This is a genomic window from Aeromonas veronii, assembly GCA_041319085.1.
Lineage (GTDB): Bacteria > Pseudomonadota > Gammaproteobacteria > Enterobacterales > Aeromonadaceae > Aeromonas > Aeromonas veronii_F.
In genome coordinates, this window is the sequence record CP101033.1 from 376,856 (window position 1) to 401,652 (window position 24,797).

Annotated in this window: 25 protein-coding genes and 2 pseudogenes; 12 read left to right on the top strand and 15 right to left on the bottom strand. The window is 60.2% G+C overall.

What is annotated here, in order from left to right; all coding sequences use genetic code 11:
• Positions 1–3: 3 nt before the first annotated feature.
• Together NMD14_01845 and NMD14_01850 are read right to left on the bottom strand one after the other, a co-directional pair.
• The gene (locus NMD14_01845; GenBank protein ID XEI33239.1) at positions 4–1,266 is read right to left on the bottom strand and encodes an SLC13 family permease; all 1,263 of its coding nucleotides are present in this window, start codon (positions 1,264–1,266) and stop codon (positions 4–6) included.
• Between the two features lie 118 nt (positions 1,267–1,384).
• Positions 1,385–2,500: a helix-turn-helix domain-containing protein gene (locus NMD14_01850; GenBank protein ID XEI33240.1), complete on the bottom strand. Its 1,116-nt coding sequence runs from the start codon at positions 2,498–2,500 to the stop codon at positions 1,385–1,387.
• A gap of 209 nt (positions 2,501–2,709) precedes the next feature.
• On the opposite strand from NMD14_01850, the gene NMD14_01855 reads away from it, so the two are divergent.
• Positions 2,710–3,084, top strand: coding sequence for a YacL family protein (locus NMD14_01855; protein XEI34694.1), 375 nt, complete (start codon positions 2,710–2,712; stop codon positions 3,082–3,084).
• 53 nt (positions 3,085–3,137) lie between these two features.
• Complete coding sequence (locus tag NMD14_01860; protein XEI33241.1) at positions 3,138–3,434, top strand: hypothetical protein; 297 nt, start codon at positions 3,138–3,140, stop codon at positions 3,432–3,434.
• Between the two features lie 82 nt (positions 3,435–3,516).
• On the opposite strand, the gene NMD14_01865 is transcribed toward NMD14_01860, so the two are convergent.
• The 4 genes and pseudogenes from NMD14_01865 to NMD14_01880 form a co-directional block, all read right to left on the bottom strand.
• Positions 3,517–4,785 (bottom strand): IS4 family transposase, encoded by a 1,269-nt coding sequence (locus NMD14_01865; protein XEI33242.1) that lies wholly within the window; start codon positions 4,783–4,785, stop codon positions 3,517–3,519.
• Positions 4,786–4,855: 70 nt separating this feature from the next.
• A pseudogene (locus tag NMD14_01870) lies at positions 4,856–5,118 on the bottom strand (hypothetical protein).
• Between the two features lie 72 nt (positions 5,119–5,190).
• Positions 5,191–6,102: a D-alanyl-D-alanine endopeptidase gene (gene pbpG, locus NMD14_01875; GenBank protein ID XEI33243.1), complete on the bottom strand. Its 912-nt coding sequence runs from the start codon at positions 6,100–6,102 to the stop codon at positions 5,191–5,193.
• Between the two features lie 359 nt (positions 6,103–6,461).
• Positions 6,462–7,532, bottom strand: coding sequence for a porin (locus tag NMD14_01880; GenBank protein XEI33244.1), 1,071 nt, complete (start codon positions 7,530–7,532; stop codon positions 6,462–6,464).
• Positions 7,533–7,750: 218 nt separating this feature from the next.
• Here NMD14_01880 and glpX point away from each other — a divergent pair, with 218 nt between their 5' ends.
• Complete coding sequence (gene glpX, locus NMD14_01885; protein XEI33245.1) at positions 7,751–8,761, top strand: class II fructose-bisphosphatase; 1,011 nt, start codon at positions 7,751–7,753, stop codon at positions 8,759–8,761.
• Between the two features lie 132 nt (positions 8,762–8,893).
• A complete protein-coding gene (locus NMD14_01890; protein ID XEI33246.1) occupies positions 8,894–9,145 on the top strand; it encodes a YkgJ family cysteine cluster protein in 252 nt (83 codons plus the stop codon).
• A gap of 70 nt (positions 9,146–9,215) precedes the next feature.
• Here the strand turns inward: NMD14_01890 and NMD14_01895 are convergent, their stop codons facing one another.
• Genes NMD14_01895 through hemC form a run of 4 tightly spaced genes read right to left on the bottom strand, consistent with a single transcriptional unit; the run spans position 9,216 to position 13,096 of the window.
• Positions 9,216–10,379 carry a heme biosynthesis protein HemY gene (locus tag NMD14_01895; GenBank protein XEI33247.1) on the bottom strand — a complete coding sequence of 388 codons (1,164 nt, stop codon included), beginning with the start codon at positions 10,377–10,379 and terminating at the stop codon, positions 9,216–9,218.
• A gap of 10 nt (positions 10,380–10,389) precedes the next feature.
• On the bottom strand, positions 10,390–11,439 hold the full coding sequence (locus NMD14_01900) for a uroporphyrinogen-III C-methyltransferase (GenBank protein XEI33248.1): 1,050 nt from the start codon (positions 11,437–11,439) through the stop codon (positions 10,390–10,392).
• Positions 11,436–12,170 (bottom strand): uroporphyrinogen-III synthase, encoded by a 735-nt coding sequence (locus tag NMD14_01905; GenBank protein XEI33249.1) that lies wholly within the window; start codon positions 12,168–12,170, stop codon positions 11,436–11,438. The genes NMD14_01900 and NMD14_01905 overlap by 4 nt, the downstream gene beginning before the upstream one ends.
• Positions 12,167–13,096 carry a hydroxymethylbilane synthase gene (hemC, locus tag NMD14_01910; protein XEI33250.1) on the bottom strand — a complete coding sequence of 310 codons (930 nt, stop codon included), beginning with the start codon at positions 13,094–13,096 and terminating at the stop codon, positions 12,167–12,169. Before hemC ends, NMD14_01905 begins: the two co-directional genes overlap by 4 nt.
• 323 nt (positions 13,097–13,419) lie before the next feature.
• Between hemC and NMD14_01915 the strand changes: the two genes are divergently transcribed.
• Positions 13,420–15,939 (top strand): class I adenylate cyclase, encoded by a 2,520-nt coding sequence (locus NMD14_01915; GenBank protein ID XEI33251.1) that lies wholly within the window; start codon positions 13,420–13,422, stop codon positions 15,937–15,939.
• Between the two features lie 66 nt (positions 15,940–16,005).
• Here the strand turns inward: NMD14_01915 and NMD14_01920 are convergent, their stop codons facing one another.
• Both NMD14_01920 and cyaY read right to left on the bottom strand, forming a co-directional pair.
• Positions 16,006–16,659, bottom strand: a complete 654-nt coding sequence (locus NMD14_01920; protein ID XEI33252.1) for an alpha/beta hydrolase — start codon at positions 16,657–16,659, stop codon at positions 16,006–16,008.
• The gene (gene cyaY / locus NMD14_01925) at positions 16,656–16,970 is read right to left on the bottom strand and encodes an iron donor protein CyaY (GenBank protein ID XEI33253.1); all 315 of its coding nucleotides are present in this window, start codon (positions 16,968–16,970) and stop codon (positions 16,656–16,658) included. The genes NMD14_01920 and cyaY overlap by 4 nt, the downstream gene beginning before the upstream one ends.
• 73 nt (positions 16,971–17,043) lie before the next feature.
• Here cyaY and NMD14_01930 point away from each other — a divergent pair, with 73 nt between their 5' ends.
• From NMD14_01930 to NMD14_01955, 6 genes are all read left to right on the top strand, one after another.
• Positions 17,044–17,220, top strand: coding sequence for a lipoprotein (locus tag NMD14_01930; protein ID XEI33254.1), 177 nt, complete (start codon positions 17,044–17,046; stop codon positions 17,218–17,220).
• Positions 17,221–17,252: 32 nt separating this feature from the next.
• Entirely contained in the window at positions 17,253–18,503 is a 1,251-nt protein-coding gene (lysA, locus tag NMD14_01935) for a diaminopimelate decarboxylase (protein ID XEI33255.1), read from the top strand.
• A 158-nt stretch (positions 18,504–18,661) separates the two neighbouring features.
• Complete coding sequence (dapF, locus tag NMD14_01940; protein ID XEI34695.1) at positions 18,662–19,486, top strand: diaminopimelate epimerase; 825 nt, start codon at positions 18,662–18,664, stop codon at positions 19,484–19,486.
• A gap of 89 nt (positions 19,487–19,575) precedes the next feature.
• Positions 19,576–20,256 carry a DUF484 family protein gene (locus tag NMD14_01945; GenBank protein XEI33256.1) on the top strand — a complete coding sequence of 227 codons (681 nt, stop codon included), beginning with the start codon at positions 19,576–19,578 and terminating at the stop codon, positions 20,254–20,256.
• On the top strand, positions 20,249–21,226 hold the full coding sequence (gene xerC / locus NMD14_01950) for a tyrosine recombinase XerC (protein ID XEI33257.1): 978 nt from the start codon (positions 20,249–20,251) through the stop codon (positions 21,224–21,226). The genes NMD14_01945 and xerC overlap by 8 nt, the downstream gene beginning before the upstream one ends.
• Positions 21,227–21,259: 33 nt before the next feature.
• The gene (locus NMD14_01955) at positions 21,260–21,970 is read left to right on the top strand and encodes an HAD-IA family hydrolase (GenBank protein ID XEI33258.1); all 711 of its coding nucleotides are present in this window, start codon (positions 21,260–21,262) and stop codon (positions 21,968–21,970) included.
• A gap of 75 nt (positions 21,971–22,045) precedes the next feature.
• Here NMD14_01955 and NMD14_01960 read toward each other — a convergent pair.
• Positions 22,046–22,360 (bottom strand): annotated as a pseudogene (locus tag NMD14_01960) (cyclic nucleotide-binding domain-containing protein).
• Positions 22,361–22,614: 254 nt separating this feature from the next.
• Between NMD14_01960 and NMD14_01965 the strand changes: the two are divergent.
• Positions 22,615–22,998: a hypothetical protein gene (locus tag NMD14_01965; protein XEI34696.1), complete on the top strand. Its 384-nt coding sequence runs from the start codon at positions 22,615–22,617 to the stop codon at positions 22,996–22,998.
• Positions 22,999–23,010: 12 nt separating this feature from the next.
• Here NMD14_01965 and NMD14_01970 read toward each other — a convergent pair whose 3' ends face one another.
• Both NMD14_01970 and NMD14_01975 read right to left on the bottom strand, forming a co-directional pair.
• Positions 23,011–23,793 (bottom strand): gamma-glutamyl-gamma-aminobutyrate hydrolase family protein, encoded by a 783-nt coding sequence (locus NMD14_01970; protein XEI33259.1) that lies wholly within the window; start codon positions 23,791–23,793, stop codon positions 23,011–23,013.
• A 264-nt stretch (positions 23,794–24,057) separates the two neighbouring features.
• On the bottom strand, positions 24,058–24,603 hold the full coding sequence (locus NMD14_01975; protein XEI33260.1) for a ribosome-associated protein: 546 nt from the start codon (positions 24,601–24,603) through the stop codon (positions 24,058–24,060).
• Between the last annotated feature and the right edge of the window lie 194 nt (positions 24,604–24,797).

The window sequence follows — 24,797 nt, forward strand, 5'->3', positions numbered from 1 at the left end:
TCCTTAGGCGAGGCCAAACACGCCAAACATCAGGGTGGAGACAGTGGCAATGGTCAGACCGACTGCGGTTTCGTAAGGGATAAGTTTCAGGCGCTCACCCACCCCCATGTGGACGCTGCCACCGGTGGCATGGAAGAAGGAGCCGTGGGGCATGTGGTCAAACACGGTGGCACCGGCATGGATCATCGCCGCACCCGCCAGACTGCTAATCCCCAGTTCAAGCAGGGTGGAGCTGAATACGTTGGAGGCCACCACGGTTCCGGCGGTGGTCGAGGCGGTCGCCAGCGACATCAGGGCACCGGAGATGGGGGCCAGCAGGTAAGAAGGCAGACCGGAGGCGGTCAGGCCGCTGATCAACACATCTTTCAGGCCGGAGTTGGCGATGATACCTGCCAGGGTACCGGTACCCAGCAGCATGATGGCCACCGGCGCCATGCGGGCGAGGCCGGAGACCGCAAACTGGTTCACCTTGCTGAATTTACCCATCATCAGGGCACCGACCAGACCACCGAGGGGCAGCGCAATCAGCGGATCCACCACGATACCGGCGACCGGGCGCAGAGCCAGCAGCAGGATGGCGACCAGCGGCGCACTGATGGCGGCGGCAAAGCCCGGCAGTTTGGTACCTTCGAAGCTCACCACCTCGTCGGCGGCAACCTTGCTGCCCTTGTTGTTGAGACGCTTGGCGAGCCAGTAGGCCATCACCAGACCGAACAGACCCGGGATGATGCCCGCCGCCATCACAGAGGTGAGGGGTAGATGGAAGGCATCAGCAGCGGCGATGGCGTTGGGATTGGGGGACATGACGTTACCCGCCTTGCCACCGCCGATCATCGCCAACAGGATGGCCGCCTTGGAGAGGTCGGCACGGCGGGCGATGGCCAGCGCAATGGGGGCGACCGTGATGACGGCCACGTCCACGAACACACCGACCGCAGTCAGGATCAGGGTTGCCAGCGCCAGCGCCAGCAGGGCGCGGGTTTCACCGAGTTTCTTGACGATGGTCTCGGCGATAGTGGTGGCGGCACCCGATTCGATCAGCACGCCCGCCAGTACACCGGCCGCCAGGATCCGCATCACCGCAGTGGTGATCCCCTGGGCACCGCCGATCATCAGGGCGACGGTCTGGGTCAGATCGGCACCGCCAATCAGACCACCGGCCAGGGCACCCACGATCATGCCGTAAGCGGGCGGCACCTTCTTCAAAATGAGGATGATGGCAATGGAGAGCGCCGCGATGGCGCCAAGGGCTGTAACCGGGATCATGACGGACACCTTCAATGGGAGTGAATGGCCGCCATTATGGAGATCTGTAATCAGAATTCTTTGGCTAAACAACCCAAAAATGCGTCATTTAAAAGTATTTTTTTGTCTAATTTCACAATCACAAGTCGAGATTAAGGCCGAGATAGAGCAAAAATTTGTCGTCTAACTTGTTGAAATCCAACCCGGTTATCTGCTCGATCCGCCCCAGCCGATAGCGCAGGGTATTAGGGTGAATGAACAAGGCTTCGGCACAGCGATGCAGATCACAATCCTGCAAGAAATAGTGGCGCAAGGTCTTCTGCAGCGCCCCCTTGCTATCCTCTTCGGCCAGTTTCAGCAAGGGGGCTCGCAGCTGATCCGCCTGCCAGGAGTCCATCAGACTCCCCAGCAGCACCGGCAAACGGTAGTCCTCAAAAAAGTAAACCTGCTTGCGCGGCGCCTGCCGCATGCCTCGACGCAGGGTATCCCGCGCCGTCTGGTAAGAGCGCGCCAGCCCGTCGATCCCGGCGAAGTAATCGCCCACCGCGATATGCACCTTGAAGTGGGGAATGCGCGCCAGCAACTGCTTGATCCGGCTGCGCTCCTGCGCCGATTGCCAGACGCCATCACTCAATTGCGCCGGTTTGAGCACCACGATCTCGTCAAGCCCGTTGATGGCGACCAGATTGTCCCGCTCTGGGTTCTCCAGCTGATGGACCAGCTCCCGCAGACGAGCCGGATCCGCCTCCTCCAGCGCCAGCACAGCCACCACCCGAGGCTGGGCCAGATCCAGCCCGAGAAAGCGGGCCGCCTGCTGCAATTTATCGACTCGCCCCTCGCCACGAATGAGCTGCAACACCAGCTCCTCCTTGTGGCGCTTGTCCCACTGCAACTGCTCGGTGAGCGCTGCCTGCTCCAGGATCAGCTCGGCGGTCATCCGCACCAGCTCGGCGTAAGCACGAACGATGTCCGGATCGCCGGAGATACCGATCACCCCGATCAGCTCCCCCTGATAGGAGATGGGTAAATTGATGCCGGGTCGCACCCCTTTGAGCTGCAAGGCAGTCGCCTCGCTGATCTCCACCACCCGGTTTTCGGTGAGTGCCAGCACGGCCCCTTCGTGGCGCTGATGGATCCGCTCCGGATTGCCGGACGCAATGATGAGACCATGTTCGTCCATCACGTTGACCGAGAACGACAGTATCTTCATCGCCCGTGCGACGATCTGGCGGGCAAGGTTATCGTTTAGCTGCATAACATCTCCGGACAAGGGGCTGATCTGGCGGCGCCACCACGCGCCGATTCAGAGCACATGGGCGCAAAGATGCCACATCATCAAGACAAGCGAGAGGGGGATCGCTAGAATAGGCCACTTTACCCGATGTGTGCTCCGCCATGGAGCAGGAATTGCGTGCTTGCACCCGCCTGCCCGTGATGGCCCATCCCTCCGATCTGGACTGTGCTATGGATTATGAATTTCGCCGCGACCCGTTTGGTGGCTATCGCGCCCGGTTCTCCATGGGCCATGAAGCCATCGGTCAGTGGCTGATCGACGAGGTTGGCAAGGATGAAGAGAAGCTCGACGAGCTCTTCTCCATCATTGATCAGCTCTCCAACCGCACCCGAGTCGAATACCGGCTCAACGGCGGTGACTACTCCCTGCTGCTGACCCATGAAGAGGCGGAGGTGAAAGCCAACGCCCTCAATATCGAGCTGGATGAGGATCTAGACGATCTCGCCTACTACGATGATGAACAGCTGGCCATGTGCGGGCTGGAAGATTTTGCCCAGGTGCTCGGCTCCTGGCGCGCCTTTATCCGTAACGAGGATATGGGCTGATTGACCCAATGTCGGGCAAACGTGCCCTTTTGCCTAACTTAACAGGATTGACTATGTCTATTTACGATTTTGATGACGAACTGCCGGAAGACGAAGAACAGGAATCCACCAAGAAAGCGGCTGCGCCTGCCAAGAAGAAAGGCAAGCAGGTGATGAACACCCAGGTCAACCTGAGCCCGCGCGATGCCAGTCGTCTGAACGGCATGCACGTTGAAGCGATCACCACGCTGGACGACGTCAGCCTGCCGAAGAACGTCATCTTCAAGGCTGGCCTGATCGCCCTGGGTGAACTGGAAGCCAGCAAGCGCGCCGATATCATCGCCCGCGTGATTGCCGAATCAGGCCGCTAATCGCCCTGAATGTAAAAAAACGGTGCCAGTCAGTTAAGCCTGACTGGCATTGTTTTTATTGGTTTTTTTCATGTACAGGACCTTAAGCGGCGAGTCCATTTAAAACGCCTTCCAAGGTCCTGTTTTGTATCGACTTTCTCTGCTTGGTTCGGCAAGCATTCTTGGACAAATAATCGGCCGCCCATTCCAGTCTTTCCCTTATTTCTGTCAGCGCCCTATGGGCCACTGCTTCCAATAGCGGTAGCCACCACGTCGCACTGTTCTTCGACGCTTTCAGCATCGATAGCGCCCCACTCATCACACTCTGCGCGACCCGTCTCTTCATCACCAGCGACAACAGGCTCGTCCACACCAACCCCTCCGCAATCGCTTTCTCGCCCGTCACAAACCCCTTGAGCCGGTTGTGCGATTTCCACTCTTTAAATAACAACTCCACCTGCCAACGGCAGCGATACAGGCTCATCACCTGCTCTGCTGACCATGTGGCTCGCGGTAGGTTCGTCATCCACAGACAGAACCGCTTTTCCTCGGCAAACCAGCGCCGGATCAACCGGTACTCGACCTGGCCGGACTTCACCACCATATCCAGTACCTCGGCTCGACAGCGTCGCCGTCCGGCCTCTTTCAGAGACAGTCCCGTCAGCTTGGGTACTTCCCGCCCATCACCGCGCCAGGCTTGGATTATCTTGGGGTTCAGGCTTTTCGTGCCGCGCACCAGATAAAATCCGCCAGCGTCGTTCACCTGCTCAAACCAAGCCCTGTCAATGTAACCTGCGTCAGCCAGCAGCAGGCAGTTGGTCAGCGTGTGGGCTTCAGGCAGAAATTGCCGTTCCCCTGCGGTATCGGCAGACACACTCATGCACAACGGGCTCTGCTCCGACAGCGACATGGTCATATGGCACTCGATAGCTGCCGGACTGATGGTCTTGAATCGGCCGGGAAAATCAGCAGCAAGGCGCCGATGCACCGCAAAGGAGGTGCCATCGTGCAGTAACACCTGCTTGAACGCGTCGAGGGAGGCCGCTTTGAGTTGATGGTCGATACGCAAGGCGATGGCCCGCTCGACCAGGGCTTTCATAAACAGGGGAAAGCTCTCTTTGCGCAGCTGATTGTGAAACGGTTTGTAGGAAACCTGATGCGCGTCCACCAGTTGCAAGGCATTGAAATGGCGGTGTAAACCGGCAATGTCATTGACCTGATCGCCGCCCATGGCCCGCAGCAGTGCAGGGACGAGCATGGCGGGGGTAATGGCGCGCTGGCGCAGGCAAAACTTGCATAGCCGAGCAATGCGCTCGAGTACGGCGGGAGCGAGGAGTTGCTCCAGATAGTGATTAGCATTGATAATGGTCATAGGCTTCGCGCGTGTTGATTTTGTTTGGCGATAAAATCAGATCACAAACGAAGCCTTTTTTATATCTATTTCAATTGGTTGCCGCTAAAGATCCTGTGTATGTGGTTTTTTTAATTCCACACTGCTGTGGCTTTGGCTTTACGCGGTGAGGGTTACTTGGCTCCCTTCGTTCAATTGCCCCGCCTGTTTCTCCAGCTCCGCCACCCGCTTCGGGATAGTCCACGGCGATATATACGGCATGCCGCTCAGTTCATGAATGAGATAGACCGACGCCATGTGAAAACTCAGCTGACTCACCGTGTATCGTTTAGCAAGTCGGGTCGATGAGCGAAGCGCCATCGGCCGCCCCGCAAGCTTCGTGATGAAGGGGATGGAGCGCAGATGGATTAGCTGCGGATGTCGGACTTACTGGTGGGTCAGCATGCTGCTCTTGTTGGCTGCCAGGGTGGTTCGGCCCGAGCTCTCCAGCCAGGTTTTGATCCGCTTGGCATCGGCAGCCCGATCGTTGGTGGTTTCGGCATTAAGCAGCACCATGATCACCGGCTCGCTATTGACCTTGGTGCCCAGCACCAGACAGCGGCCCGCTTCGCGGATATAACCGGTTTTGGAGAGGGTGAATTCCCACTGCCCTTCGCGGATCAGCCGGTTGGAGTTGAGGTAGTGCAGTTGGCGCTGGTTGGTGCGCACATAACTCTGCTGGTCGGTGGAGTACTGGCGGATCAGCGGATAGGAAGCGGCCGCGGCGGCGAGCTTGGCGAGATCCTGCGCGGTGGAGACATTGCGCGGGTTGAGACCGGTGCTGTCGGCGTAGCGGGTATTCCACATCCCCAGCATGCGGGCTTTGGCGTTCATTGCCTCGACGAAGGCGCGCTGGCCACCGGGATAGTGGCGGGCCAGTGCCGAGGCGGCGCGATTTTCAGAGGACATCAGAGCGATATGGAGCATCTCGGCGCGGCTGAGCTTCGAGCCGATGGCCAGGCGCGAGCCGGTTCCCTTGATGCGGTCGATGTCGGCATTGGTCACGGTGAGTATTTCATTGAGGCGCAAGTTGGCATCCAGTACCACCAGTGCCGTCATCAGCTTGGTGAGCGAGGCGATGGGCATCACCCGGTTGCCGTTGCGCTCGGAGATCACCTCGCCGGTTTTGTGGTTGGCCACCACGAAGGCAGCCGAGCTGAGGTTGGGCACATCCCGTTGTTCGAGAAAGCCGTTACTGCTCTTGCTGCTGGCGGAAAAAGGGTTGGCATGGGCACTGTTCATCGTGGCCGGCAACATGACCGCACCAAGCAACAGGGGAAGGAGGGAACGCATCATCATGATCAGCTCTACCGGACGAAATACAGGGACATCTCGCTAAGTTATATGTCGTGAACTGGCGCTTCACAATCATTCTTATCTTGATATTGATAATTTACGGCGTTAAGCGTGCGCTGATGGTGAGGAGAACGGAATAAAAGGGTTCTATAGAGTCTTTTTTTGCGGAAGTAACGGACAGACCATTATGGTGAGCGGGAGCCGGTGCTAAAAAATCGGGACCAAAATGGCCCCGATTGACGCGGTGAGTTGCTTGCCGTTTAGTGGGCATCTTCCCGTTTGATCTTGACGTGCATGGCGATCACCACGAGCCCACAGTGCGATGACAAGCCATCGCGCTGTGGGTATCCGCAACACCTCGATTAGAAGTCGTAACGGGCAGCCAGCTGGAAGTCATCCTGGTTGGCCGTTGCTTGACCGGCAACGCTGTCCAGATTGTTGATGCGGTACTCGCCAATCACCCGCAGGTTCTTGTTGAACTTGTACTGGGCACCCAGGGTGTAGTAATCCACGTTGTCTTTCTTGGTGCCGGCTTTGTCCTGCTCCTGCTTATTCCACAGGGCCATCAGACCGAAGCCGTTCTCGAAGTTGTAGCCCAGCGCGGCTTCCCAACCGGTGTGATCGGTGCCGGTCGCCAGGAAGTCGCTGCCATCGGCATAGCTCAGAGCGGCGTAGGCGGCCTTGTTGTCGAATTTGGCGGAGATCAGCCACAGCTTGGCATCTTCGGTATTCTTTTCCTGACGTTGGCCGACGTTGTAGGCGGTACCCAGCGACAGATTGAACGGGAAGGTGTAGGCCACGGCAGCGCCATAAGCGGGGTCAGCCGCGGAGGTCTTGTTGCTGCTTTTGTTTTCCTCTTTGCCACCATCAAATTTGTAGCTGGCATCAAACTGGAAGCCATTGAACAGGCCGGAGTATTTCAGCACGGAACCGGCGCGGTTGGTGGCGAAAGTGTCGGTCTTGGCACCCAGTGCTTCGTTGCCGTAGCCGTCGGAGAGGGAGACATCAGTCCAGTCGGCCAGGAAGCCCGGGGCCCCTTTCTGGCGACCGAAGGTCACGGTGCCCCAGTCAGCGCCCACGCCAGCAAAGGCCAGGCGGGTACGCAGGTTGTCGGAGCTCTCGCTGATGGTCTTCTCGCTGTCGTTGATGTACATCTGAACTTCGTACTGAGCCAGTGCCTTCAGACCGCTCTGGATCTGGGTCTCGGCCTTGGCGCCGAAGCGGACAAACTGGTTGGCCCCTTGCTTGGCGCTGTAATCCTGGGTGCCATTCGGGTTGGCAGTATCGACGTTTTCTTTCTTGTCGCCGAAGAATTGACCGGCGTAGATACGGCCATAGAGATCCAGCATGGTGGTGTCATTTTTATACACTTCAACGGCTTGAGCCTGGAAGGCGGCGGTCAGAGCCAGTGCCACTACAGTCAGCTTTTTCATCTTAATCCCTTGTGTTGCAAGCTTTTGTTTTGAAGACGGGGCCATGCTAGGCCGCGGGGATGACAGCGGGGTGACAGTGGGATGAAGAGTCGATGGCAATTGGGTTGCAATTGAATGAATTGGCTACATTCTTGCTCGCAACGGCTACTTTTGTGCGCAAAGGTTTGCCCTTGTGGTAGAATGCCGCCCGTTTTCGAGCTCCATAGGTTGGATATGCGATGAGACGTGAACTGGCAATCGAGTTTTCCCGAGTGACGGAAGCGGCTGCACTGGCTGGCTACAAGTGGCTCGGACGTGGTGACAAGAATATCGCTGATGGGGCGGCCGTAGCGGCCATGCGCCATATCCTCAATCAGATCCAGATCGATGGTGAGATTGTGATCGGCGAGGGTGAAATTGACGAAGCCCCCATGCTCTACATCGGCGAGAAGGTGGGCACGGGTCAGGGGGACGCGGTGGACATCGCGGTCGACCCCATCGAGGGTACCCGCATGACCGCCATGGGTCAGGCCAATGCGCTGGCTGTGCTGGCGGTGGGCGACAAGGGTTCCTTCCTGAAAGCGCCTGATATGTACATGGAGAAGCTGATCGTGGGTCCCAAGGCCAAAGGCGCCATCGACCTGAATCAGGCTCTCGAGCTGAACCTCAAGGCCGTGGCCAAGGCGCTGGGCAAGCCGCTCTCCCGTCTGACCGTCATTACCCTGGCCAAGCCGCGTCATGACAAGGCGATCAAGGAGATGCAGGGGCTGGGCGTGCGGGTGTTCGCCATCCCTGACGGCGACGTGGCCGCCTCCATCCTCACCTGTCTGCCGGACAGCGAAGTGGACATGCTGTACGGCATCGGTGGCGCTCCGGAAGGGGTGATTTCGGCGGCGGTGATCCGTGCGTTGGACGGTGATATGCAGGCCCGCCTGGTACCCCGTCACCAGGTCAAGGGCGACAGCCCGGAAGTGCGTGCGCTGGGCGAGCAGGAAACTGCCCGCTGCGAAGCGCTGGGCATCGACGTGAGCAAGGTGCTCAAGCTGGAAGACCTGGCCAAGAATGATAACGTCATCTTCTCGGCCACCGGCATCACCAAGGGTGATCTGCTGGACGGCATCACCAGCGACGGCGTGATGGCGACCACCGAGACGCTGTTGATCCGTGGCAAGTCGCGCACCATCCGTCGCATCAAATCGATCCACTTCCTGGATCGCAAAGACAGCGTGGTGCGCGACATCATCCTGTGATGATGGTGCGCTGAACCGGCTGTCTTGCTTCAAGCCCGATCGCTCGTGCGATCGGGCTTTTTTGTGCGTCAGCTACGCTTGTGCTGCCGCTTCGGCTATGGCGGCTCAGACCGTTCCAAAGGAGTGGAGTGTATGGAGTGTCGTAGCGGCTGCGCTGCCTGTTGCATCGCCCCCAGTATCAGCAGTGCCATTCCCGGTATGCCAGATGGCAAACCGGCTGGTGTCCCCTGTATCCAACTTGATAGTGCCCTTGGCTGCAAGATCTTCGGTCAACCGGAGCGGCCGGCGGTGTGTAGCGGTTTTCGCCCTATGATGGATGTGTGCGGCAGCCACCGTGCCGAGGCCATCTGGCTGATCGGCGAGCTGGAACGGCTCACCACCTGACGAGGGCAGGGCGAAGAGATAAAAAAAGAGGCCGCATCATGCGGCCTCTCGCGTTTCTGTTGGTCGGGGATCAGACTCCCGCCAGCGCCAGTGCCTGACGATAGTACTCGTTGGCCTTGTTGGTAAGGCGGCGCTTGTCCATCAGCTGGCCGAGGGCGTGGTAGGCGGCGGCGCTCGGCGCCCGCTCAACTTCCTGCTCCAGCAGCTTCTGGGCATCGTCCAGCTGACCGGCCAGCAGATAGAGCTGGGCCAGTGCGGTGTCGACCTCCGGTTGCCCCTGCTGTTTTTGCAGCAGCGCCAGCAGCGGCTGGTAGCTGTCGAGCTTCAGCTTGGGCAGGCGAGCCAGCAGTTGCGGCATCGGCTGTTTGCGCAGCGCCTCCTGCCACAGGGTGGCGGCTTCGCCATCGGCGCCCAGCAGGCGCAGCATATCGCCGTAGTAGGCCAGCAGTTCCGGCTCAAGGCGCAGTTTGCGCGGCAGATCCTGCCACACCGCCGTGAGGGTTTCGAGGCTGCCGGCAGCCTGTTGCAGGCGACCACACCAGGCCTGTTGCAGTAGATCCTCTTCCTGTTTCGGGGTCAGCTTGCCCACCTTGTGCAGTGCCGGGATCAGGTCGCACAGAGCGCTCCAGTCCTGACGGGCCAGATGCACCTGGCGCAGTTGATCCAGCACCATGGGGTGGCGCGGGTTGAGGGCGTAGACCGACTCCAGCATCGCCAGCGCGGTATCGTACTGGCCCTGCTCGATCTGCAATTGGGTTTGGGTCAGGGTGAGCGCCAGCTCGGCCTTGGGGTTCTCCTCCTGCGCTTTTTGCAGGTATTGATCCCGGCGGGCCTCGTCACCACGGGCCTGGGCCGCTTTGGCGGCGCTCAGGTAGTTGAGCAGCGGGGTGTCGCTGTTGCTGGCCCCCTTGATCAGCAGCTTTTCAGCCTGACTGTAGTGTCCTTCGGCCATCGCCAGAGTAGCTGCGACGGTCTGTTGATTGGCTTTGCGGCGACGGCGCGAGCCGTACCAGCCGAGGGTCTTGCGGCGCAGGCCGAATACCCGGCCCAGCAGCCACTCGACGATCAGCAGGGCGCCGTAGAACAGCACGGCCAGGATTACCGCGCTGGTGACGGAGGATTCGATGGTGTAATTGCCAAGGGAAATCAGCACATAGCCCTTGTTGCCGGAGGCTTGCGGGCCAAAGATCAGCCCTGCGACCATCACGGCAACCAGAATGATTATACGGATCATGGCGCCCTCCTCAGCTACTGGCCAGAATGCGTTGCAGGCGTTCGGTCAGCACCTGCTCCAGCATGGCCTGGGTCTTGAACTGGGCCGGATAGTCGATCTGGATCTGTTCACCCTTGAGCTTGTCGATCTCGCCCTGCATGTAGTGGGTGGCGCTGTTGTCGGTATCGAAATACTGGGTCAACCAGCGCTGGGCCTTGTCCAGGCTGTCTTCGTAGAGTGCCTGCTGCTCGCGATAGACGGAGAGCTGGGCCTGCAACAGCTTGGTCTTGAGGTTTTCACGCAGGAAGATCTCCTGCTGCGGGGAGAGCAGCGCCTCTACCGCGCCATCGCGGCGGCGGATGGTGACGAAGTTCTCGGTGAACTTGACCCAGTTCTTCTTCAGGTTGCTCTCCCACTCGTCGGGATTGGTGCTGACCGCCTGATCCGGCTCGGCCTTGGCTTCCGGCATGCTGACGGTAGAGAGGGGCAGCAGCTCGATCTGGTCGGACAGAGCGGCCAGCTTGAGGGTCAGCCCCTCGCGGTCGATGCGCGGCATCCCCTTGAGTTTGGCGATATCTTCGGCCAGCGCCTTGCGGATCGGCATCAGGCTGGGGTCGTTGAGGGCGGCGATCCGCTCGTCGGCGTTGCCGAGCAGGGTGATGGCGGAGACGAGGTCATGCTCCAGCCACAGCTTGCGGCCCGCCATCCGTACCAGATACTCGGATTCGGCCAGCATCCAGTCGTTGGGGCGCTTGTCGTTGAGATCCAGTACCCGATTCTGCAGACCCTGCATCTCCCCTTGCAGTCGCTGCTGGGTTTGATCCAGCGCGGCCAGCTGCTCGGCATCCTTGCTGCTGGTCTGGTCGATCTTGCTCAGGGCGCTCGCCAGCTGTTGCTTGAGCTGGGCCAGTTCGGCCTGCTGGGCCACTGCGTTCTTGTGACCGTGCAGATAGAGGCCGCCGGTCAGGCCAAGGGCCAGCAGGATGGCGACCCCTCCCAGTACGGCACCGGAGCGGTTCTTGCTGCCATTGACCACAGCGGTCGGCTGGGGTTTGACCTGGGATTCTTGTTGTTCTGTCATTCCATCTTCCTCAGTTCCAGTGCGGCCGTCAGGGCCTGGTTGGATGCACCTTGGGCAATCGTGATATGGATAAAGCCCGCTGCGTTGGCCATCTCGGCTACGCGCGGGCTGGGGACCACCAGCAGGCGGTCGAAAAGCCAGGGCCGCTGGTGGTCGGGAACCAGCTCCAGCAGCCGTTGCAACAATTCACCACTGGTAATGAGCAGGCTGTCCAGCCCCGCTGCCTGCCAGTGGTGGGTCAATGTGTCCCCGTCTAGCTCGGGGTAGTGGCGCTCATAGGCCGCACAATAGTGCACCAGAGCACCGCGTGAGGCCAGCGTGCTGGCGATGAGATCCCGCCCGCCATTGCCACGCAGCAGTAGCACCCGTTTGCCTGCTACCTGCTGCAGGGCGGGCAGGGCCAGCAGCCCCTCGCTGCGCGGATCGTCCGGGCAGATTGCCGTGATGCCGATGGTGGCAAACGCATCTGCGCTGGCCTGACCCACTGCAAAGTACTCAATATGTGGCCAGGTATGACCAGTTTGCAACAGAAAATCGTGTGCAAAAAGAACGGCATGGATGCTGACTGCGATAACCATGTCGGCACTGCGCAGCAGGTCGGGTAAGCGAGGGAGTTCACTGCCCGCCACGGTTTCCAGCAGCGGACAGCAGAGTGGCGCATGACCGTGCTGGCGCAGCAACTGCACCAGCTCGGCGGCCTGAGCGGCCGGACGCACCACCAGCGGGGTCATGTGCGGTAGACCTCGGCCAGGATCTCGTCGGCACCGGCGGCCAGCAGGCGCTGGGCCAGTTGCTCGCCGAGGGCCTCGCCATCGGCCAGCGGGCCGCGGATCTCGTCGCGGATCACCCGGGTTCCATCGGGACTGCCCACCAGACCGCGCAGCCAGATCTGCTCGCCCTCGACCAGTGCGTAGGCACCGATAGGCACCTGACATCCCCCTTGCAGGGCGCGGTTCATGGCGCGCTCGGTCAACACCCGGGCGCGGGTCTCGGCGTGCTCCAGCGGTGCCAGCAGGGCGTGCAGCTCAACATCGTTGAGGCGGCATTCGATGCCGACGGCGCCCTGACCGTTGGCGGGCAGGCTCTGCTCCGGCTCGATAAAGGCGGTGATACGCTGCGCCATCTCCAGTCGTTTCAGACCGGCAGCGGCGAGGATGATGGCGTCGTACTCACCGGCATCCAGCTTGGCGAGGCGAGTGTTGACGTTGCCACGCAGGTCGCGGATCACCAGATCCGGGCGGGCGGCACGCAACTGGCACTGGCGGCGCAGGCTGGAGGTGCCGACCACAGCCCCTTGCGGCAGCTCGGCAATCGCCTTGAAATGGTTGGAAACGAAGGCATCGCGGGGATCTTCGCGCTCGCAGATGGTGTGCAGACCGAGTCCTTCGGGGAACTCCACCGGCACATCTTTCATGGAGTGCACGGCGATATCGGCCCGCCCTTCCAGTATGGCGGTCTCCAGCTCCTTGACGAACAACCCCTTGCCACCGACCTTGGCCAGCGGGGTATCGAGGATCTTGTCACCCTGAGTGCTCATGGGCACCAGTTCGACCTGCAACTGTGGGTGCAGGGCTTCGAGCCGGTCTTTGACAAAGTTGGCCTGCCACAGGGCCAGCGGGCTCTTGCGAGTGGCAATTTTCAGGGTTCGGGCTGCCATAACAATCAGTTGTTTCATTTTTAGAAGGAAATCGATATTACCACCCTTTGCCCGGGCTTTCATGGCGGAGCCGGCAAAAGCGGGGCCAAGCTCAAAAATGTATGCTGAAAATGATTTTCATTAAGCAAGTAGTATTTATTAAGTAATTGAATGTATTGGTATTTAATAATTTCCCCTGATACTTGATGTGGTCATACCAGAAATAATCTGGCGTTTAGCTGAAGGCTTGTTTACCACCGCTGTTTGCATTGTTAACATGATCACACTTTTTTGACGTATCCCCCTTTTGGTGCGTCATTTTCACTTAGGTGATAGGCAGGGCATTGCAGGAACACATCGATACGCTGGTTGCGCGTTATGACGACATTACCCGTCTCAAGATGCAACGGGCGTTAGGCCTCATGAGTCGCTATGGGCAGCAGGTATTTCAACTGCTGCCTGTCATGCTGCACTTCAATCACCCCCTGCTGCCCGGTTATGTCTCCGGTGACGTCCCTCACGGTATCTGGAGCTTCAGCGCCAGCACCGAGCAGCAAGCCTTTATCGATGACCTCTGTCACAACGCCAACTGTCAGAGCGGCCTGGCAACCCATGATCGAGCCATTCAGGGGCTCTACTCCATGGGCAGCACCTCCTCCATCGGTCAGTGCTGCCACTCCGATCTCGATATCTGGGTCTGCCACGTGGCCGGTTTGTCGCAGGAGCGGCTCGAACTGCTGGAGCAGAAGTGCCGGTTGCTCTCCAAGTGGGCGGAGCAGCGCGGGGTCGACCTCAACTTCTTCCTGATCCCGGAAGACAAGTTCCGTCAGACCAACGATGCCCAGATGCAGGGGGAGAGCTGCGGCAGTGCCCAGCACCTGCTGCTGCTCGATGAGTTCTACCGCAGTGCCATGCGCATCGCCGGTAAGCGACTCATCTGGTATCTGGTTCCTACCGAGAGTGACGAGCACTACGACGACTATGTAAACGGGTTGTTCGAGAGTGGCAAGCTCAAGCAGGACGATTGGCTCGATCTCGGCAGTTTTGACCGTATTCCGGCGGAGGAGTATTTCGGCTCTGCCCTGTGGCAGCTCTACAAGGGGATCGATTCTCCCTACAAGGCGGTGCTCAAGTCGGTGCTGATGGAGGCTTACTCCCACGAGTACCCCAACACCCGTTTGCTCTCAATGATCAGCCGCGACTGGTTTCAGCACAACGAGGGGATGCACTACCGGCTCGACAACTACTGCCTGATGCTGGACAAGGTGACCAACTACCTCAAGTCCATCGGCGACATGGCGCGGCTCGATCTGGTGCGGCGCTGCTTCTACCTCAAGGTGTGCGACGGCCTCAGCCATCCCAAGGATGATCACTCTCCCGAGTGGCGCCGCGAGCTGATGAGCCAGCTGGTCTCCTACTGGGGCTGGAGCCAGGATAAACTGTACCATCTCGATCATCGCCACGAGTGGAAGGTCGAGGAGGTGAAGATCGCCCATGCCGAGTTGCTGGAGGCCCTGATGCAGAGCTACCGCAACCTGATCCAGTTTGCCCGCCGCAACAACATCAGCGAGTCGATCAACCCGGAAGATATCGGCATCCTGTCGCGCAAGCTCTATGCCGCATTCGAGAGCCTGCCGGGCAAGGTGCAGCGGGTTAACCTCAAGATAGCGCCGGATCTCAGCGAGCCGGATCTCAGCTTCGTGCAGGTGCCGCACGGTCGCCTCAACCGCGCCGGCTGGTATCTCTACAAGCATTCGCTGGAGCCGGTGGACATCATTGGCCGCGCGCCGCTCGAGTTCAACGGTTACATCAGCAAGCTGGTCTCCTGGGCCTATTTCAACGATCTGCTGACGCCCCAGTCGCGGGTGCACCTGTTCAATCAGGGGTCGGATCTGCACATCGACAATCTGCACCAGTTCTGTCGCGATCTCTCAGGCTGCTTCCCCGAGAAGTATCCGCTGGCCACCAACCTGGCGCTGAGCCGGCCGTGCGAGATCCGTCAGCTCTCCATCTTCCTCAATCTGGAGATGGATCCGACCAGCCACTGGGTCGGTCAGGTGATCGAGTTCGATGCCAATACCGTGGATGTCTTCTCGTTCGGCCGCAATCAGGAGTGTCTGGTGGGTTCGGTGGATCTGGTCTATCGCAACTCCTGGAGCGAGATCCGCACCCTGCACTTCCAGGGGGATGAAGCGGTAGTCGATGCTCTCACCACCATCCTCGGCAAGATGCATCAGGATGCCGCTGCCCCCGAGATGATCGAGGTGTTCTGCTACAGCCAGCACTTCCGATCTCTGGTACGCTCCCGCTTCCAGACGCTGGTGGCGGAGTGTATCGATCTGCGCCTGGCCCGCGACAAGCAGCAGTTGGTCAAGACCATGGCCCTTGGCCGCGAGAAGTACGGCATCTTCTTCGAGCGGCGCGGGGTGTCGGTGAAGAAGCTGGAAAACGCCATCGATTTTTATCGCCACATCTCCCACAACAAGCTGGATCACCTGCCGCTGCGGCTCGACAAAACCCACAGCCAGCATCTGCCGAGCATCGTTGATGCCTACGCCAGCGAAGGCTTGGTGCAGTTCTTCTTCGATACCCGGGATGCGGGCACCAACATCTATATCCTCGATGAGGCGAACCGGGTGGAGATCTACCAGCACTTCGCCGGCAACAAGGATGAGCTGGTGGCGGGGGTCAACCGCTTCTATACCTCCAATCACGAGCGGTTCAGCGATGATGGGCAGTTCATCAACTTCAACCTGCCCCAGTACTACGAGATAGTACAAGTGAATGGCGAGCTGGATGTGATCCCCTATCGCAGTCAGGGCACTCTGCGCGAACAGGTGCCGCCCACCCGGGAAGTGGGCTGACCCGCCAGTTGGAATCGCCATAAAAAACGGCCTGCAGATGCAGGCCGTTTGCTTTATCGGAGGGGCTCACGCGCCGAGGCGGGCCAGCAGCCAGCTGCGAATGTCGCCGAGCTGCGGACGGCAGATCTCGTGGCGCATCGGGTACTCGTGCCACTCGGGGGCGAGTCCGGCACTTTCCAGCCGGTTCTTGGCATCCCAACCCAGCGACAGACTCACCACATCGTCATAGATGCCGTGCATGTAGCAGATGGGCAGGGAGCGAGCTGCTTCGCTCATCTCGTCGAGCAGCTTGTCGGGGGCGGCCAGATAGGTGGACATGCAGAGCAGGCCCGCCAGCGTTGCCTGATAGCGCAGCGCGGTGAAGGAGGCAATCACCCCGCCCTGAGAGAAGCCTGCCAGCACGATATGCTCGGGGGCAAATCCGTCGGCCACCAGTTGATCGAGCAGGGCGGCAATCTGGTCGGCCGAGTCACGGACATGGGACTCCACGGCCCGCTCGGCGGGATCCTCGAAGCTCTTGATGTCGTACCAGCCGCGCATCTTGTAGCCCATGTTGATAGTGATCGGGCGCTCCGGCGCATCCGGCAGCAGGTGACGCACCGGCAGATCGGCGGGCAGGTCCAGCGCGTCCACCAGCGGGGCGAGACCGGCGCCGGAATCACCCAGCCCGTGCAGCCAGATCACCGCATGACGGGCGCCCTGCGGGTGCAGGTCAATCATGGGAACACCACCTCTTCGCCCGCCTGGGTGGTGCAGGATTGGCTCAACAGCGCCTTGAGCTCGTGGCCGAAGCGGTTGTCGATCCAGGTGTCACCCTGCAGTTCGAAGTGGAAGCCGTTCTCGCGGGTGGCGACCCAAATCTGGTGCAGTGGCTCCTGCTTGTTGATGATGACCTTGGTCTTGTTTTCGAAAGAGAGGGTCAATACGCCGCCGTTGCGTTCGCAGTCGATATCCGGATACCCCTCGTCGAGCGTGTCTTCCACATATTGGAAAAAGGCGTCGGTCAGGGCGTGATACTCGTGATCCTTCATCGGTTTATCCTGTTGCTTTTAACAATGTGAGTGCGATTATAGAGGGCCAAAAATTTTTTCGCAGCGAACCATTATGATCACCCAGTTCACCAAGTGTCTGCTTGCCACTCTTCTGTCCCTCGGGTTGGCCGCGTGCGGTCTGAAGGGGCCGCTCTATATGCCGCCCCCCGAGCAGCCTCAGAGCCAGAGTACACCGCAAGCAGCACCGCCTGCGACCTCCGAGGCTGCCACCGAGGCCGCGCCGCACTAATGCTGCACCCATTCTAGGAAGGAACTGTCCCCTTGGATCACTTTAACTATGACGCCGACGGCCAGCTTCAGGCCGAGCAAACCTCTCTGCAACAGCTTGCCGAGCAGTACGGCACTCCGCTTTACGTCTACTCCCGTGCCACCCTCGAGCGCCACTGGCACGCCTTCGACCAGGCCGCTGGCGATATTCCCCATCTGATCTGCTATGCAGTCAAGGCCAACTCCAACCTGGCGCTGCTCAACCTGCTGGCCCGTCTGGGCTCGGGGTTTGACATCGTCTCCGGTGGCGAGCTGTCGCGGGTACTGGCGGCGGGCGGTGATCCGGGCAAAGTGGTCTTCTCCGGCGTGGCCAAGAGCGAAGCCGAGATGCGCCTGGCGTTGGATAAAGAGATCCTCTGTTTCAATCTGGAGTCGGAAGCCGAGCTGGAGCGCCTCAATCGGGTGGCGGGCAGCATGGGCAAGAGGGCGCCGGTGTCGGTGCGGGTCAATCCGGATATCGATGCCGGTACTCACCCCTATATCTCGACCGGCCTCAAGCAGAACAAGTTCGGCATTCCCATCGAGCTGGCACCTGCCATCTATCGCAAGGCGGCGGCGATGGCGAACATCGAAATCGTCGGGGTGGATTGCCATATCGGCTCGCAACTCACTGAATTGAATCCCTTTATGGAAGCGGCGGACAAGTTGCTGCGGCTGATCGACGGTCTGGCGGCGGAAGGGATTCATATCCATCATCTGGATGTGGGGGGCGGGCTGGGAGTCAACTACGGTTCCGAGCAGCCACCCCATCCGACCGAGTACGCCGAAGCGCTGAAGCAGAAGCTGGCGGGCCGAGATCTGACTCTGCTGTTCGAGCCGGGCCGCGCCATCGTCGCCAATGCCGGCGTGCTGCTGACCCGGGTCGAGTACCTGAAACCGGGCGAGACCCGCAATTTCGCGCTGATCGATGCCGGCATGAACGACATGCTGCGCCCTTCGCTCTACGGCGCCTGGATGAACATCATCGAGGTGGATAGCCGAGCTGGTCATGCTCCCGCGCTCTATGATGTGGTGGGCCCGGTGTGCGAGACCGGCGACTTCCTCGGCAAGGAGCGCACCCTGGCCATTGCCGAAGGTTCTTTGCTGGCGGTGCGCTCGGCCGGTGCCTATGGCTTTACCATGTCATCCAACTACAACACTCGCCCCCGTGCTGCCGAAGTGCTGGTGGATGGTGCCGAGTCGCACCTGATCCGCGAGCGGGAGCAGTTGGCCGATCTCTGGCGCGGTGAGCACCTGCTGCCCTGATGCAGTAGATAGAGACGACAGAATTGTACAGCCCTGACAGCACAGGAATGCACGATGTGGATAGATTGTTCCAGGATGCATGGGGCTGTGGCCAATGACTTCATAGTGGTTGATGGTGAGTATTTACAGCCCTAACAGCACAGGAATGCACGATGTTGATAGATTTTTCCAAGATGCATGGCTTGGGCAACGACTTCATGGTGGTGGATGGCGTCACCCAGAAGGTATTTTTCAGCAATGACGTCATCAGGAAGCTGGCAGATCGCCACTTCGGGATCGGCTTTGACCAGCTGCTGCTGGTGGAGCCGCCCTATGACCCTGAACTCGACTTTCACTATCGCATTTTCAATGCCGATGGCAGCGAGGTGGAGCAGTGCGGCAACGGTGCCCGCTGTTTTGCCCGTTTCGTGCGCCTCAAGGGGCTGATCAACCGGGATCGCATCGCGGTCAGCACCGCCCGGGGTCGCATCGTATTGCAGCTGGAGGGGGAGAATCAGGTCACGGTCAACATGGGGGTGCCCCAGTTTGAGCCGGGCAAGATCCCGTTCCGGGCCCAGAAGGCGGAAAAAACCTATCTGCTGCGGGCGCAGGAGCATACCGTGATGTGTGGCGTGGTCTCCATGGGCAATCCCCACTGCGTCATCGAGGTGCCTTCGGTCGCCGATGCGCCGGTCGAAACGCTCGGTGCCATCATGGAGCGCCATGAGCGTTTTCCCGAGCGGGTCAACGTCGGTTTCATGGAGATGGTCAACGCCACCGAGATCAAGCTGCGTGTATTCGAACGGGGCTGTGGTGAGACCCTGGCCTGCGGCACCGGAGCCTGTGCGGCGGCGGTGATTGGCATCAGCCAGGGCAAGCTCAAGGAGCGGGTCACCGTCAGCCTGCCGGGCGGCAAGCTGACCATCGCCTGGAAAGGGCCGGGCCAGCCGGTCTATATGACAGGCCCCGCCGAGCATGTGTTTGACGGCCAGATAGAGGTTTAGCCGATAAAGGTTCAGGCACGGGGCGCAGGCCCCCTTTGCCCATGATGTCGGGGCAGCGAGCCCCATTTCTCTGATGGATCAACCAATTTATGAGCGAACTCAAACGGCAGGAGCAATCGGTGGATGAAGCCACTGTGCTGGAGTACCTGGCCCGTTATCCCGAGTTTTTCCAACGCCATGCCGCCGTGCTGGACAGGATCCGCATCCCCCATGAACGCAAAGGGTCGGTCTCACTGGTCGAGCGCCAGCTGGAGCGTCAGCGCGAGCGCATTGAGCAGTTGGAGCAGGAGATCACCGAATTGATGGGGATCGCCAGCGAGAACGAGCGGATCTTCCGGGTCTATGCCGATCTCTACGGCGAGTTGTACGGTTGCCAGACCCTGTTCGAGGTGAGTGCCGTGATGGGCAAGGCCTTTGTCCAGCGGCTGCGCCTGACCGGGCTGCGGCTCTGGCTCCATCCCAAGAAGTTTGCCCTGAGCGGGCCCGAGCAGCGCTTTCTGGCGCAGGGCAAGCAGCTCGAATCCCTGCTGGGTCAGCGTCTGCCGGGGCAGGATTACTACTTTGGCCGCCTGAGCCAGAGCGAGAAACAGGCGTTGTTTGGCCACGACGTGCTGGTCAACTCGGTGGCCCTGATGCGGCTCGGCGATCTCGGTCTGCTGGCCTTCGCCAGCTCGGATCCCAGCCATTTCACGCCCCACAACGACACCTTGCTGCTGGGCCAATTGGGGCGCCTGCTGCAACTGCGTCTGCCCGAGCTGACTCATGGCTAGAACACCGGCCAGGGCGCCCGCCAAGGCTCTCGCCGTCGCACCGCCACTGCCTGCTGCATTGGCGGATGAGTTGGCGGCCTTTATCGAATACCTGAGGGTCGAGCGCCAGCTCAGCCCTCATACCCGCAATAACTATCAAGCCCATCTGGAGGCGATGACCGCCGAGCTGGTGACGCTGGGTCTGGCTGACTGGAGTCGGCTTGAGGCGAGCCAGGTGCGCACTCTGGTGACCCGGATGCACAAGGGGGGGCTGGCACCCAGATCGCTCGCCACCAAGGTTTCTGCGCTGCGCAGCTTCTGCGACTGGCAGGTGCGGCAGGGGCGGCTGACCGCCAATCCGGCCCGCGGCATCGTCACCCCCAAGCTGGGGCGACCGCTGCCGAAAAACCTCGATGTGGATGAGATGTACCAGCTGCTCAACATCACCGACGATCAGGATCCGCTGGCGGTGCGGGATCGCGCCATCATGGAGCTGATGTACTCCTCAGGGCTGCGTCTCGCCGAGCTGGTGGGGATCAATCTGGCGGATCTGAAGCTTGACGACCGTCAGCTCAAGGTGACTGGCAAGGGCTCGCGGGAGCGGGTGCTGCCGATCGGCCGGATGGCGGTCGAGTGGCTGCAGAAGTGGCTCAAGGTGCGCCCGCTGCTGGCCGGGGACGAGAGCGAGGCGCTGTTTGTCTCCAGCCGCAAGCAGCGGCTGTCGGCCCGTTCGGTGCAGGCCCGCCTCGATGGCTGGGGCAACAAGCAGGCGCTCAACGCCCACGTCCATCCCCACAAGCTGCGCCACAGCTTTGCCACCCATATGCTGGAGTCCTCCGGCGATCTGCGGGCGGTGCAGGAGCTGCTGGGACACGCCGATCTCTCCACCACCCAGATCTATACCCACCTCGACTTCCAGCATCTGGCCAAGGTTTACGACAGCGCCCACCCCAGGGCCAAGCGTGACCCGGATGCGCAGGACGATGAATAAGGGGCACTGAGCCCCCGTTACAGAGGAGAGTCCATGCACTTCTATCGCCGCTGGCAGCCGGTTGCTGCCATCTCGTTTGACCTCGATGACACCCTCTATGACAACGGCCCCGCCATCGTGCGCGCCGAGCAGTGGATGCTGAGCCATCTGCGCAGCGAATATCTGGCCACCGCCATGCTCGACCAGCCGCGCTGGCTGGAACTCAAGCGCAGTGTGCTGAGCGGCGCCCCCGAGCTGCGCCACGATGTCAGTCTGGCGCGCCAGCAGATCATCCGCGCCGCCATGGTCGCGGGGGGGATGGCCGACCAGCAGGCCAGCCGCGAGGCAGAGCAGGTGTTTGCCGCGTTTCTGGCAGAGCGTTCGAAGATCGAGGTGAGCGAGTCCACTCATCAGCTGCTGGCCAGACTGGCCGAACGCTATCCGCTGGTGGTCATCACCAACGGTAATCTGGATCTGGCGCAGGCAGGACTGGAACGCTACTTCACGCGGGTCTGCAAGGCGGGGGCGGGCGCCAGAATGAAACCGGCGCCGGATATGTTTGAGCAGGCCCGCAGTACCCTCAAGCTGCCAGCGGAGCGGATCCTCCATGTGGGGGATCATCCCGAGACCGATGTGCTGGGGGCCCGCTTGCACGGCTTTCGCGCCGCCTGGCTCAACGAGCGGCGGCAACCGTGGCAACCGCTGCAACTGTTGCCGGACGTGGAGCTGAGCACGTTGGGAGAGCTGGCTGAGCTGCTGTTGTGACGGTTGCCGGGCTGATGGGGGAATTAAGGGGGATAGTGTGGCGGAGCGGTCGTTACAACTTCGCCTGATGCTGCCTTATCTGCCGCCGAACCGCTTCATCAGTTTATCAAGCAGAGCAAGCTGTTGTGGTGGCTGTTTCATGGCTTCCGCCTCCCGCTCCAGCAGGGATTGCTGCTCCTGCTGGCGGTCGCTCAGTACCCGGTAGAGGGGCTCGACCAGCGACTCGCGCTGCATCACCAGCTCCTGAAACATCCCCTGATTGATGCGATAGGTTTCGACGGTGGCCACCGCCCTTACCGTGAAGGAGCTGGGCTCGCCGGTGAGAAGCCTCAGCTCGCCAAAGAAGTCCCCCGTGCCGAGTGTACCGAGCTTCAGCTCCCGTCGCTCCAGGGCGGCGCCAGAAGTGGGTCAGCATCAGGGAGAGGGTGAGCAGAGTCCAGAACCGATTTTCGTCCGTCCAGATCAGGGTCGATAGCGCGGTGAGGTTTTCGCCAGCCATAGCCGCACCTTGTTGTGGTTTTATTTCCAGCATCGCCGCTGCGGTGTGGGGAAATGGTGCGTTGGGGCGGCAATTTATTTATCCTGTGCAGGGCAAGGCAAAGGAGTGCGATTACGTGAAATTTTCAAATAAAATCATCTGTTTGATGGCCCTGTTACCACTGGCTGGCTGCGATCTGCTGACGGACAAGTACCGGGTCGAATTCCGGGATGGCTCCTGGCGCGAAATAGCCATTACCCCTTTCGCCAGTGAGGCGCGCTGGCGCGAGGGGTGTGCCACCGGCGAGGTGCTGACCGATATGAAAGTGCCTATCAAGCACGCTGACACGGTCAATGGGCGGGCACAGTTGCTGATCGGGGGCGAGAAGTTCGAGCTGGATGACAACAACCTCTACCGCAGCAACGGCATGGTGTTTGGCCAATCCCCTGACCATATCCAACGCGGGCTCAAGGGGATGGATATTTGCCGCACCCTGCGCCCCGAGCGGGGCGGGCTGCCCAAACTCAAGGCGCGGGGGTTTGGCGACTGAATCGATGAGGGCTTAACGGCCCGCCATCAATGTACTGCGCTGGCGGCAGGCATTGCCAAAGGCTTGAAAGATCTTGATAGAGTGGGGGTTTTCATTGGCCTTCCACTCCGGATGCCACTGCACTGCCAGCAAGAAGGGTGACAGGGCGGGGGCATGAAGTGCCTCGATCAGCCCATCCTCGGCGTGAGCCAACGGCTCCAGCCCGTCTCCCAACCGGTTGATGCCCTGTCCATGCAGGGAGTTGACCGGAATCTGTTCTTCCCCCATCAGCTCGGCAAACCAGCTGCCCGGCAGCAGTTCAATCTGATGGCTCGGCCCATACTGATCATCGACCGGATCATCGGCATCCTCCCGGTGATCGTCATAGCCCGGCTCGTTGTAGACCTTCTGGTGAATGTCTCCCCCCAGTGCCACGTTGATCTCCTGCATGCCGCGACAGATCCCGAGGATCGGCAAGCCACGGGCGAGCGCCCCCTTGATCAGCGGCAGATCGAACAGGTCGCGATCCCGGTCCTGCTGTTTCTCCGGGGTGAGGTTCTCCTGGCCGTAGAGGGCCGGATCAATGTTGGAACCGGCCCCGCTCAGATAGACCCCATCGGCCAGATCGAGATACTGTTCCAGATCGGCGGTGCCGCAGCAGGTGGGCACCAGCAGCGGGACGCAGTCGCTGATGTCGACCAGTGGCATGATGTATTTGTGGGTCATCACCTGATAGGCGTGGCCGTTGCGGGGCTGGGTGCCCATGGTCATCAGCACGACAGGTTTACGGGTGGCGGGAGGCTGGAGATTTGGCATAGTGCACCGTGATTATCCTTGGCGTTGAAGTCTCCTCCAGTCTGCCAAGGCTGTTCAATATGTCAAACAAAATGATGCGTGATTGTTAACGCCACTGTTTTGATTTGCTCTGAAATGGCGGTTTTACGGGGCGAGGTAGATGGGGATTCATGGCTATGGCGCCAGAGTGGTGGATATATTAAACGCGGAGGGATGACTGGGAATGGGGAAGGGCAAAGGCGTTAATAGAAGCACGCCTCCGCAAGGGGAGGCGTGTGTCGGGGGTCACAGCAGGTCTTCGATCTCGCCGCGCAGATATTGGTACATTTCGCGATAGGCGACCGGTGGCTTGTTCAGCTCCCGCTCCTTGTTGGCGGCACGGATCAGCTGGCGCAGCTTCTGGCGATCCAGCTCGTGGAACTGGGACATCAGCTCGTTGAGGGCATTGTCACCTTCGGTGATCAGGCGCTCGCGCCACTGCTCCAGCCGATGCAGGCGGGCATTCACGGTGGAGTGACGATTCTTGAAGATCGACAGGGCTTCGATGATCGGCTCCGGGTCACGGCTGCGCATCAGACGGCCGATGAACTGCAGATGGCGACGGTAGGATTCGTCTTTCTTCGGCTTGAGCTTGCGCCCCAGCTCGATCGCATCAGCCAGCTCTTCGTCCATCGGAACTTTTTCCAGTTCGCTATGGCTCAGGCTGACCAGCTCATCGCCCATTTTTTGCAGCGCTTCGGCATCGCGCTTGAGCTGGCTCTTGCTGGGGCCCCAGTCTTCGAACTCGTTGTCGTCTTGATATTGACTCATCGGTCTCTTGATTCCTGTCATTCACGTTTGGTGGATATGTTACCAGCTTCTCCCGCTGGGCGCAGGTGTCTGATATTCGTAGCCCCCCTTCCTTCTTTCATACAGATAAGCAGGTGTTGACATGACGCGATGATTTTTACGTTAACAGGGCTGGCATTGTCCTGACGCTCATCAGCTCAAGACGACGGCCCCTGGGCGATGGCCATCACTCGATT